This window comes from Kitasatospora sp. NBC_01300, from assembly GCF_041435235.1.
GTDB lineage: Bacteria > Actinomycetota > Actinomycetes > Streptomycetales > Streptomycetaceae > Kitasatospora.
The window spans coordinates 3,233,095-3,245,078 of sequence record NZ_CP108408.1 but is presented as its reverse complement, the minus strand read 5'-3'; the positions used below and the strand labels follow the sequence as shown (position 1 = coordinate 3,245,078).

Below are 11,984 nucleotides of genomic sequence, written 5' to 3'. Positions count from 1 at the left end.
TCGCCCGGTCCTCGACGTATTCCGGTCCGCCAGGCGTCCGATTTCGGCCCTGGCCGCCGAACCGGTTCCGGATCCGTCCGTTCCGTCCGATCATGGGCTCCGCAGCCCGCGACATGAGGGGAAGAGCCCATGAGCGACGCCGTCCCCGAGTACGGCTTCACCTCTGCCCGGCGCGGTTACGCGCCCGAGCAGGTCGACCGAGCCCTCACCGCCCTCACCGCGCAGCGCGACGAGGCGTGGGAGCGGCTGAGCGTCCTCGGCGCCGGGCTCCGGCAGATGGAGGCCAGGCTGGCCGACATCCGCCGGGCCGCCGAGGAGGCCCCGGAGCCCGACTACGAGGTGCTCAGCGAGCAGGCCGCCGGACTGGCGGTGATGGCCCAGAACGAGGCGAGCGCCGTCCGGGAGAAGGCCGAGCGCTTCTCCGAGGACCTCCGGGACGAGGTCTACGAGGCCGGCCAGGCCCTCGGCCACGCCGCCAAGAAGTACGCCGACACCACCCGCTCCGAGGCCGACCAGGCCGCCCGGCGCACCGACGAGCGCACCCGCGCCGAGGCCGAGGGCATCCGGGCCGAGGCCGACCGGGAGAGCCGCAGCGCCCGGGACGCCGCCACCTCCTACGCCGCCAAGGTGCGGGTGGCCGCCGCCGAGGCCGGCGAGCAGGCCGAGGCCACGCTCGCCGAACTGCGCCGCAAGGCCGACGAGACCTTCGCCCAGGCCCAGACCAGGGCCGACGCCGAGGACGCCCAGGTCTCCGCGACCGCCGAGCGCCGGGTCAAGGAGGCCGAGCAGCACCGGGAGACCGTGCTCGGCCGGATCAAGCAGCTGGAGACCGACGCCCAGGCCAAGGCCGACCAGCTGATCGAGCAGGCCCGCCGGGAGGCCGAGCGGATCAACGCGGCGAGCGAACGCGAGCAGGGCGAGTTCGACGGCCGTCTGGAGACCGTGCAGAAGCACCTGGACCACATCAAGGCCACCCTGGCCTCGCTCACCGGCGCGGCGGTCGGCGCCATCGAGCCGGAGCGGCTGGCGGCGGCGGTCGCCGGGCCGGCCGTCGACGCGGCACCGGTGGACGCGGCGCCGGTGGACTCGGAGGCGGACACCGGCGAGATCGAGGTGGCCGACCTGCGGAAGGCCGTCGCACCGGCGGCGCGGGAGAAGCCGGTGGCCGGGCCGCGGATGCCGGTCGTGGGCGGGGCCGCCGGGGCCGCGAGCGGTTCCGGTGCGCCCGCCGGGGCGGTGGCGACCGGTCCGGTCGCGCCGGCCGCGGCGCCGCCGAAGCCGGTCGGACCGCCCCGGTCGGCGGAGGCCGACGGGGACGGCGAAGGGGCCGAGAAGGAGCCGCAGGAGGAGACCCGGATCATCCCGAAGATCGTCATCGTGGACGACGGCGCCGGCTACGCCACCCCGAACACGGTGAGCTACCGGCGCCGCTGACCGCCGCGTCGGCGGCTCGCCCGCGATCGGCCGGGTGAGCTTCGCGTCCTGGGCCCTGACCGCCTCCCACCTGGGGCGGTCAGGGCCTTCGCGTTGCGGTCGGCCAGTCGGCCAGTCGGCCAGTCGGCCAGTCGGCGACGGCAGCCGGCCAGGGCGGCGGACCGGAGTCGGCCAGGTCGGTCCTCGAAGACGTACGACGTCGGCCTGTCACGCCGGTGACCGCCGCATCCGTGGCGGCGGCGGTGGGCCGGAACGCGGTCCGGCAGGGCGGCGGCCATGAGTGAGGCCGAGACCCGTGGCGCCCTCCAGGAAAGGGCGCCACGGTTCCCGGCGCTTGGGCGGGCGCCCCCACCCAGGGTCGCCCGGCCTCGCACCTCCGACCCCCATCGGGGGTGCGACAGTGCCGCCACAGCCATCCCCCACGGTTGGGTGCGGCGGGCACATTCACCATGGTGCGCGATCTCCATGGACAGGCAGTGACAGGAGTATGTCCAGTTCGTGGCAGATCGCGGAGCCGAATCTGACCAGGGGCCGGACGGTTCGTCCACCGGCCGGTCCGGTGTTCCGTCCAGTGGTTCGTCCGCGGTCCGGTCACGGTCCCGTCCCGGGCTCCGCGCGGGGCCGTTCGTCGCCCCGGACGGTGGTTCGTTCCCGCCCGGCCCCGCCGGGCCGTAGACCGCGTGCGCGTCCGTGCCGCGGCGTAGGCTGGATACCCCCGGCCGCTCGGCGTGCCGGGCCGTTCGCGTTGCCCCGGCAGGCCTCTGCCGCCCGGAGGCAGCACCAGCCACGGGACGAAGAAGAGACCCTGATGAGTCTGACCGGACTGCTCGATGTCGTCGCGCGGGACTCGGCCCTCGCCGAGGCCATCGAGGCGGCGACCGCCACCGGAGCCGCGGCCGGCGGCCGCCGCCACCTGGACCTGGTCGGACCGCCCGCCGCCCGGCCGTTCGCCATCGCCGCGCTCGCCCGCGCGCTGGCCGGCCAGGCCGCCGGCGAGCGGGGCCGCCCGGTGCTGGCCGTCACCGCGACCGGCCGGGAGGCCGAGGACCTCGCGGCCTCGCTGCGCTCGCTGCTGCCGCCGGACGCGGTCGCCGAGTACCCGGCCTGGGAGACCCTGCCGCACGAGCGGCTGTCGCCCCGCTCGGACACCGTCGGGCGCCGGCTGGCCGTGCTGCGCCGGATCGTACACCCGCGGGCGGACGACCCGGCGGCCGGCCCGGTGCAGGTGGTCGTCGCGCCGGTCCGCTCGGTGCTCCAGCCGCAGGTCAAGGGGCTGGCCGAGCTGGAGCCGGTGGCCGTCCGGCGCGGCGAGTCGCACGACCTGGAGGAGGTCGCCCGACGGCTCTCCGCCGCCGCCTACGCGCGTGTCGAACTGGTCGAGAAGCGCGGCGAGTTCGCCGTCCGCGGCGGCATCCTGGACGTCTTCCCGCCGACCGAGGAGCACCCGCTGCGGGTGGAGTTCTGGGGCGACGACGTGGAGGAGATCCGCTACTTCAAGGTCGCCGACCAGCGCTCGCTGGAGATCGCCGAGCACGGCCTGTGGGCGCCGCCCTGCCGTGAGCTGCTGCTCACCGACGAGGTGCGGGCGCGGGCCGCCGAGCTGGCCGCCGAGCAGCCCGGGCTGGCCGAGATCCTGGACAAGATCGCCGAGGGCATCGCGGTCGAGGGCATGGAGTCGCTGGCGCCCGTCCTGGTGGACGACATGGAACTGCTGATGGACGTGCTGCCGCTCGGCTCGGTCGCCGTGGTCTGCGACCCCGAGCGGGTCCGCACCCGGGCCGCCGACCTGGTGGCGACCAGCCAGGAGTTCCTGCACGCCTCCTGGGTGGCGGCCGCGGCCGGCGGGGACCGGCCGATCGATCTGGAGACCATCGACGTCTCCGCCGCCTCGCTGCGCTCGCTCGCCGAGGTGCGCGAGCACGCCGCCGAGATCGGCCTGCCCTGGTGGTCGGTCAGCCCGTTCGCGACCAGCGAGTCCACCGTGAACGAGGTCCTGGAGTTCGACGCCAACACGCTCACCCTCGGCATGCACGCCGTCGAGGCCTACCGGGGCGACACCGCCCGGGCGATCGCCGACGCCAAGGAGCGGCTGGCCGCCGACTGGCGCGTCGTGATGGTGACGGAGGGCCACGGGCCCGCCTCCCGGCTCGCCGAGGTGCTCGGCAACGAGGGCATCCCGGCCCGGCTGGTCGCCGACCTCGCCGAGGCGCCCACCCGGGACGTCGTCTACGTCTCCTGCGGCTCGATCGAGCACGGCTTCGTCGACGAGGCCCTGAAGCTGACGGTCATCACCGAGACCGACCTGTCCGGCCAGAAGTCCTCCACCAAGGACATGCGCCGGATGCCGTCCCGGCGCCGCAACGCGATCGACCCGCTGGCCCTGGCCGCCGGCGACTACGTCGTCCACGAGGCGCACGGCGTCGGCCGGTACGTCGAGATGGTGCAGCGCACCGTCCAGGGCGCCACCCGCGAGTACCTGGTGCTGGAGTACGCCCCGGCCAAGCGCGGCCACCCCGGCGACCGGCTGTTCGTGCCGACCGACCAGCTCGACCAGGTCACCAAGTACGTCGGTGGCGAGGCCCCGACGCTGCACCGGCTCGGCGGCGCGGACTGGGCGAAGACCAAGCAGCGGGCCAAGAAGGCGGTCAAGGAGATCGCCGCCGACCTGATCAAGCTGTACTCGGCGCGGATGGCCGCCCCCGGCCACACCTTCGGCCCGGACACCCCCTGGCAGCGCGAGCTGGAGGACGCCTTCCCGTACGCGGAGACGCCGGACCAGCTGACCACCATCGCCGAGGTCAAGTCCGACATGGAGAAGTCCGTCCCGATGGACCGGCTGATCTGCGGCGACGTCGGCTACGGCAAGACCGAGATCGCGGTGCGCGCCGCGTTCAAGGCGGTGCAGGACGGCAAGCAGGTGGCGGTGCTGGTGCCGACCACGCTGCTGGTGCAGCAGCACTTCTCCACCTTCGCCGAGCGGTACGCCAACTTCCCGGTGTCGGTGAAGGCGCTCTCCCGGTTCCAGAGCGACAGCGAGGCCAAGGCCGTGCTGGAGGGCCTGTTCGAGGGCTCGGTGGACGTCGTCATCGGCACCCACCGGCTGTTCTCCTCCGAGACCAGGTTCAAGGACCTCGGCCTGGTCATCGTCGACGAGGAGCAGCGCTTCGGCGTCGAGCACAAGGAGCAGCTGAAGAAGCTGCGCGCCAACGTCGACGTGCTCACCATGTCCGCGACGCCGATCCCGCGCACCCTGGAGATGGCCGTCACCGGCATCCGCGAGATGTCCACCATCACCACCCCGCCGGAGGAGCGGCACCCGGTGCTCACCTTCGTCGGCCCGTACGACGAGAAGCAGATCTCGGCCGCGATCCGGCGTGAACTCCTGCGCGAGGGCCAGGTGTTCTACATCCACAACCGGGTGGAGTCGATCGACAAGGCGGCCGCCCGGCTCAAGGACCTCGTCCCCGAGGCGCGGATCGCCACCGCGCACGGGCAGATGGGGGAGAACCAGCTGGAGAAGGTCGTCGTCGACTTCTGGGAGAAGGAGTTCGACGTCCTGGTGTCGACCACGATCGTGGAGTCCGGCATCGACATCTCCAACGCCAACACCCTGATCGTCGAGCGCGGGGACACCTTCGGCCTCTCCCAGCTGCACCAGCTGCGCGGCCGGGTCGGCCGGGGTCGCGAGCGCGGCTACGCGTACATGCTGTACCCGCCGGAGAAGCCGCTCACCGAGACCGCGCACGAGCGCCTGGCCACCATCGCCCAGCACACCGAGATGGGCGCCGGCATGTACGTCGCGATGAAGGACCTGGAGATCCGCGGCGCCGGCAACCTGCTCGGCGGCGAGCAGTCCGGGCACATCGCCGGCGTCGGCTTCGACCTCTACATGCGGATGGTCGGCGAGGCGGTGGCCGAGTTCCGCGAGTCGCTGGCGAACGGCGGCGAGCCGGAGGAGGAGCCGCTGGAGGTGAAGATCGAGCTGCCGGTCGACGCGCACGTGCCGCACGACTACGCGCCCGGCGAGCGGCTGCGGCTGCAGGCGTACCGCTCGATCGCGGCGGTCAACTCCGAGGCGGACATCCAGCAGGTCCGGGACGAGCTCGTCGACCGCTACGGCAAGCTGCCCGAGCCGGTGGAGAACCTGCTGCTGGTCGCGGCGCTGCGGCTGTACGCCCGGCGGTGCGGCATCGCGGACATCACCCTCCAGGGGGCCAACGTCCGGTTCGGGCCGGTGGAGCTGCGGGAGTCCCAGCAGCTGCGGCTGAACCGGCTCTACCCGCGCAGCCAGGTCAAGGCGGCCGCCCAGCAGCTGCTGGTGCCGCGGCCGAGCACCGGGCGGATCGGCGGCAAGCCGCTGGTCGGGCGGGAGCTGCTGGGCTGGTGCAGCGAGTTCCTGTCGGCGATGTTCGACGACCTGGCGGGGTCGAAGAAGTAGCGCCCCGGCGGTCCGGCGGGAGGGGCGGGTCCGGTCGGGCCCGCCGCCCGTCCCGTCCCTGCTCCGTCCCCGCCCCGTCCCCGCCCCGTCCCCGCCCCGGGTAGGTTCGGGGTGTGACGACGAATGTTCCGGACGCGAAGCTGATCCTGCTGACGACCACCCACCGGGTGGCCCCCGGGTTGCTGGCGTGGCCGGCGTGGGAGGCGCTGCGGTCGGCGGGGCGGGTGCTGGCGGCGGACGAGGGGCACCCGCAGGTGGCCGCGGTGCGGCAGGCCGGGGTGGAGGTCGAGGTCGTGGCGGCGGGGTCGGCACCGGCGCTGGCGCGGCTGCTGACCGGGCAGCCGGGCGGGGCCGGGCCGACGGTGTGGCTGGGCAGCCCGGATGGGGATCCGGGGCTGACGGACGCGCTGGCGCGGCTGGCGGTGGAGCACGCCGGTGAGGTGCCGGAGATCGAGGTGCTGCCGGGGTCGTACGACCTGCCGGGGGCGCGGCTGCTGGACCTGGTGTCGGTGATGGACCGGCTGCGCTCGCCGGGCGGTTGCCCGTGGGACGCCGAGCAGACGCACGAGAGCCTGGTGAAGTACCTGGTCGAGGAGTCGTACGAGCTGGTCGAGGCGATCGAGGAGGGGGACCGGGAGACGCTGCGCGAGGAGTTGGGCGACGTGCTGCTCCAGGTGTTCTTCCACTCCCGGATCGCCGAGGAGGACCCGGCGGAGGCGTTCTCGATCGACGATGTGGCCGGTGACATCGTCGAGAAGCTGATGTACCGGCACCCGCACGTGTTCGGGGACGTCGAGGCGGAGGGCGCCGCCGAGGTGGAGGCGAACTGGGAGCAGCTGAAGGCGGCCGAGAAGGCGGACCGGGAGTCGGTGCTGGACGGCGTGCCGGCCGGGCTGCCGTCGCTGGCGTACGCGGCGAAGCTGGTGTCGCGGGTGCGCCGGGCGGGCTTCGCGGGCGTGCCGGACGAGCCGTACGCGCTGCCGGCGGAGCTGACGGCGCAGTCGGCGGGCCGGCTGCTGCTGGCGGTGGCGCAACGGGCGCACGACGCCGGGGTGGACGTGGACGCGGCGCTGCGCTCGGCCGCGCGCGGTTACCGGGACGCGGTGCGCGCGGCCGAGGGCCTCGGGCCGGTCGGTTAGGGCCCGGGCAGGGCCTCAGGCGGCCGTGGCGGTGTTCTCGATCGGCCGCCGCTGCCGGGGGACGACTTCGCCGATGGCCTCGCCGACGAGGGCGAGGAGCTCGGCGAGGCGTTCGAGGTCGAGGCGGGCGGGCAGTTCGGCGAGCGAGACGATCCGCTCGCCGTCGGGGCCGGCGACGCAGAACAGGTCGATGGGGCCGAGGTGCTTCTCGGCGGTGTCGACGAGGGCGGCGACGTCGCTGGGGCGGCGGATGTCGCCGCCGACGCCGACGACGGGGCAGCCCGGCCGGTCGAGTTCGGTGGCGAGGTCCTCGGCGACGCCCGCACGCTGGTCGGCGATCAGCACTCCGGCGGCGCCGGCGGCGGCGAACCGGCGGGCGAGCTCGGCTCCCGATCCGCCGTCGAGTACCGCGATGACGACGACTGACCCGCTGACCCGCATGGTCTGCTCCTCCCTGTGGGCGACACCGCACCGGCGCCCACGATTTCTGCGGAGGATCGTAGGCAGGTCCTGACCCTCCGCAACAGGGATTACCCCTCAGGTGACCAGGGTCACGCCCGCCACCCGGCCAAGAGCTGTCCAAGAGCTGTCCACGGACCGTCCACGGACTGTCCACGGAGCGTTGGCGGGCCGTCCGCCGGGTGTCGACGATCCGGCCCCGCCGGTCGCGGCCGCCGGAGGCGGTGCGGCCCCGACCCACCGGATACGGTCGACGCATGCCAGTGCAGCCCGATCCCACCGCCCCGCAGCTCTTCACCTGGGAGTTCGCCACCGATCCGTACCCCGCCTACGCCTGGTTGCGCGAGCACGCCCCGGTGCACCGCACGACGCTGCCGAGCGGGGTGGAGGCCTGGCTGGTGACCCGTTACGCGGACGCGCGGCAGGCGCTGGCGGACGGCCGGCTGTCGAAGAACCCGGCGCACCACAGCGAGCAGGCGCACCGCACCGGGCGGGTGGGGATTCCGGGGGAGCGCCAGGCGGACTTGATGACGCATCTGCTGAACATCGACCCGCCGGACCACACCCGGCTGCGCCGGCTGGTGTCGAAGGCGTTCACGCCGCGCCGGGTGGCGGAGTTCGAGCCGCGGGTGCAGCAGCTCACGGACCGGCTGATCGACGGCTTCGCGCAGCGCGGTTCGGCGGACCTGATCCACGAGTTCGCGTTCCCGCTCCCCATCTACGCGATCTGCGACCTGCTGGGCGTGCCGGCCGAGGACCAGGACGACTTCCGGGACTGGGCCGGGATGATGATCCGGCACGGCGGCGGCCAGCGCGGCGGCGTGGGGCGGGCGGTGAAGCGGATGCGGGCGTACCTGCTGGAGCTGATCCACCGCAAGCGGGCGGATCCGGGCGAGGACCTGATCTCGGGCCTGATCCGGGCGAGCGACCACGGCGAGCACCTGAACGAGAACGAGGCCGCCGCGATGGCGTTCATCCTCCTGTTCGCGGGGTTCGAGACGACCGTCAACCTGATCGGCAACGGCACGTACGCGCTGCTGCGCAACCCGGAGCAGCGCAGGCTGCTGCAGGAGTCGGTGGTGCGCGGCGAGACCGCGCTGCTGGACACCGGGATCGAGGAACTCCTGCGCTACGACGGGCCGGTGGAGATGGCGACGTGGCGCTTCGCGACGCGGCCGCTGTCGATCGGCGGGGTGGACATCCCGGTGGGCGATCCGGTGCTGGTGGTGCTGGCCGCGGCGGACCGCGATCCGGCCAGGTTCGCGGACGAGAACACCCTGGACCTGGCCCGTACGGACAATCCGCACCTGGGTTTCGGCCACGGGATCCACTACTGCATCGGCGCCCCGCTGGCCCGCCTGGAGGGGCGGAGCGCGCTGGCCACGCTGCTTTCCCGGCTGCCGGACCTGCGGCTCGCGGATAACCCGGAGAACCTGCGCTGGCGGGGCGGCCTGATCATGCGTGGCCTGCGGGAACTCCCGGTCGAATTCACTCCGGAGACCCGCTCTCCGCACGCGCCGCCGGTCACGCCGACCGACGCCCCGACACGCTGACGACACGTCTCCGGTGGCTCTCGACGCCGGGTCTGAACCAGCATCAATCCGGACATACCGCCGCCGTTGGTAGGCGATTGACCACGCGCCGTAATTTGTGTGTGATATCGGCGATATGAGCTTGTTATTGGTCTGATGATCTGTCTACTCTCCCTGGAGTTCGCAGCTGCGGACCTCGTGCGCGGAACGCCGAATCCTGCCCGCCGCGCCACGGGAAACCGACCAGACCCTGGGCAGGGGCGGGGGAACCAGGTTTGTTGCCGTTCCCCAACGGCTTGGGGTGAAGCCGCCCGAGCGGAATCGTTTCCGCTTTCGGCGGCCGGGCCACCTCCCGGTCCGAACCCGACAGCTCACCTCGCAGGCGTGCGGAGAGGGACCTCTTCATGCTGTTCGTTGGAACTGGCCGCCACCGCCGTCGCACCCAGGCCGAGAAGGCCATCGCCGTCGCCGGTGTGGCCGGCGTCGGACTCGCGATGCCGCTCCTCACCGCCACCGGCGCCTCCGCCGCCCCGGCCTCCACCTGGGACGCCGTCGCCCAGTGCGAGAGCGGCGGCAACTGGAGCATCAACACCGGCAACGGCTTCTCCGGCGGCCTGCAGTTCACGCCCAGCACCTGGAAGGCGTACGGCGGCACCTCCTACGCCCCGCAGGCCAACCAGGCCAGCAAGGCGCAGCAGATCTCGGTCGCCGAGAAGGTGCTGGCCTCGCAGGGCCCGGGCGCCTGGCCCGTCTGCTCCCAGAAGGCCGGCCTGACCAAGGGCGGCGCCCCGGCCTCCGTGGACACCTCCACGGACGCCAAGCCCGCCAAGCAGCCCGCCGCCAAGCAGACCCAGCAGGCGCAGGCCCCGAAGCCCGCCCAGCAGCCGGCCAAGCAGGCCGCCCCGAAGCCGGCCGCCCAGCAGCCCGTCCAGCAGGCCCCGCAGCAGACGCAGCCGCAGACCCAGGGCTTCTCCGGCAAGGCCGGCTGGGACGCCGACGCGAAGGTGTACTGGTACCAGAACAACGGCGCCTGGTACTGGACCAGCCACCAGAGCGTCTACCAGCAGTACGCGGGCCAGCCCGCCGCCCAGCCGCAGTACGCGCCCCGCGCCGCGCAGCCCGCGCAGTCCGCCCCGGCCGCGCAGCCCGCCGCCGCGCAGGGCGGTCACGACTACACCGTCCGGGCCGGCGACACGCTGTCGACGATCGCCGCCGCCCAGGGCGTGTCCGGCGGCTGGCAGTCGGTGTACGACGGCAACCGCGGCACCGTCGGCGGCAACCCCAACCTGATCATGCCCGGCCAGGTGCTGCACCTCGGCTGAGCGGCCCGGGCCAGGAGCGGCCCGCGCCACGCGGGCGAAGGGGGACGGGACCCGTCCCCCTTCGCCCGCATTCCCCCGTATTCGCCCGCTTCGCTCGGGCAAGCAGGTGAACTACTGGTGGGTAGCCGGGCCACACGCTGAGACGGGACCGAGGCCAGCGCGGCCCCGGGGGCCGGGGCGGTTAGGCTCTGGTCGTAACGACTCCGCAATCGTCCCGCCGGCAGCACCCAACGTCAGCCGGACCCTGCTTCCGCAAGGAGATGCCTCGTGCCGTCCATCGATGTCGTCGTAGCCCGTGAGATTCTCGACTCGCGTGGCAACCCCACGGTCGAGGTCGAGGTCGGCCTCGACGACGGCAGCACCGGCCGTGCCGCTGTCCCGTCGGGTGCCTCCACCGGTGCCTTCGAGGCGCTGGAGCTGCGCGACGGTGACAAGAACCGCTACTTCGGCAAGGGCGTGGAGAAGGCCGTCCTGGCCGTCATCGAGCAGATCGGCCCGGAGCTGGTCGGCTACGACGCCACCGAGCAGCGCCTGATCGACCAGGCCATGCTCGACCTGGACGCCACCCCGGACAAGTCCTCGCTCGGCGCCAACGCGATCCTGGGCGTCTCGCTGGCCGTGGCGCACGCCGCCTCCGAGGCCAGCGACCTGCCGCTGTTCCGCTACCTGGGCGGCCCGAACGCGCACGTGCTGCCCGTTCCGATGATGAACATCCTCAACGGCGGTTCGCACGCGGACTCCAACGTCGACATCCAGGAGTTCATGATCGCCCCGATCGGCGCGGAGTCCTTCTCCGAGGCCGTCCGCTGGGGCGTCGAGGTCTACCACACCCTCAAGGGCGTCCTGAAGGAGCGCGGCCTGTCCACCGGCCTCGGCGACGAGGGCGGCTTCGCGCCGAACCTGGACAGCAACCGCGAGGCCCTGGACCTCATCACCGAGGCCATCCAGAAGGCCGGCTACGTGCCCGGCCGCGACATCGCGCTCGCCCTGGACGTCGCCGCGTCCGAGTTCTACGAGGACGGCGCCTACCAGTTCGAGGGCAAGGCCATCTCCGCCGCCGAGCTCATCGAGTACTACGCCGAGCTGGTCGAGGCCTACCCGCTGGTCTCCATCGAGGACCCGCTGGACGAGTCGGACTGGGACGGCTGGAAGGCCATGACCGTCAAGCTGGGCGACAAGGTCCAGCTGGTCGGCGACGACCTGTTCGTCACCAACCCGGCCCGCCTGGCCAGGGGCATCGAGACCGGCACCGCCAACGCGCTGCTGGTGAAGGTGAACCAGATCGGCTCGCTGACCGAGACCCTGGACGCCGTCGAGCTGGCCCAGCGCAACGGCTACCGCTGCATGATGTCGCACCGCTCCGGCGAGACCGAGGACGTCACCATCGCCGACCTGGCCGTCGCCACCAACTGCGGCCAGATCAAGACCGGTGCCCCGGCCCGCTCCGAGCGCGTCGCCAAGTACAACCAGCTGCTGCGCATCGAGGAGATCCTCGACGACGCCGCCGAGTACGCCGGCCGCGGCGCCTTCCCGCGCTTCCGCTCCGCGGAGTAGCAGGCACAGCCGCTCCGCGGAGCAGCAGGCTCAGCCGCTCCTCGGAGCAGCGGGCACGGTCGCTCCGCCGACCGGTGAGCACGCCTGACCGGTGCCCCGCCGTTCA

At 73.2% G+C, this 11,984-nt stretch carries 7 protein-coding genes and 1 riboswitch; of the genes, 6 read left to right on the top strand and 1 reads right to left on the bottom strand.

The genetic code is table 11. The features are described from left to right. Positions 1-129 precede the first annotated feature (129 nt). The 3 genes from OG556_RS14220 (at position 130) to OG556_RS14210 (ending at position 7,011) form a co-directional block, all read left to right on the top strand. A complete protein-coding gene (locus tag OG556_RS14220) occupies positions 130-1,434 on the top strand; it encodes a hypothetical protein (RefSeq protein ID WP_371517355.1) in 1,305 nt (434 codons plus the stop codon). Between the two features lie 808 nt (positions 1,435-2,242). Then, positions 2,243-5,872 (top strand): transcription-repair coupling factor, encoded by a 3,630-nt coding sequence (gene mfd / locus OG556_RS14215; protein WP_371517354.1) that lies wholly within the window; start codon positions 2,243-2,245, stop codon positions 5,870-5,872. Between the two features lie 113 nt (positions 5,873-5,985). Then, the gene (locus tag OG556_RS14210) at positions 5,986-7,011 is read left to right on the top strand and encodes a MazG family protein (protein WP_371517353.1); all 1,026 of its coding nucleotides are present in this window, start codon (positions 5,986-5,988) and stop codon (positions 7,009-7,011) included. Positions 7,012-7,026: 15 nt separating this feature from the next. Here the strand turns inward: OG556_RS14210 and OG556_RS14205 are convergent, their stop codons facing one another. After that, entirely contained in the window at positions 7,027-7,452 is a 426-nt protein-coding gene (locus OG556_RS14205) for an SDR family NAD(P)-dependent oxidoreductase (protein ID WP_371517352.1), read from the bottom strand. Positions 7,453-7,727: 275 nt separating this feature from the next. On the opposite strand from OG556_RS14205, the gene OG556_RS14200 reads away from it, so the two are divergent. From OG556_RS14200 to eno, 3 genes are all read left to right on the top strand, one after another. Then, the gene (locus OG556_RS14200; protein ID WP_371517351.1) at positions 7,728-9,023 is read left to right on the top strand and encodes a cytochrome P450; all 1,296 of its coding nucleotides are present in this window, start codon (positions 7,728-7,730) and stop codon (positions 9,021-9,023) included. A gap of 210 nt (positions 9,024-9,233) precedes the next feature. Beyond that, positions 9,234-9,401: riboswitch (cyclic di-AMP (ydaO/yuaA leader) on the top strand. A 5-nt stretch (positions 9,402-9,406) separates the two neighbouring features. Further along, positions 9,407-10,324, top strand: a complete 918-nt coding sequence (locus OG556_RS14195) for a transglycosylase family protein (protein ID WP_371517350.1) — start codon at positions 9,407-9,409, stop codon at positions 10,322-10,324. A gap of 267 nt (positions 10,325-10,591) precedes the next feature. Then, a complete protein-coding gene (eno, locus tag OG556_RS14190; protein ID WP_371517349.1) occupies positions 10,592-11,878 on the top strand; it encodes a phosphopyruvate hydratase in 1,287 nt (428 codons plus the stop codon). Positions 11,879-11,984 lie beyond the last annotated feature (106 nt).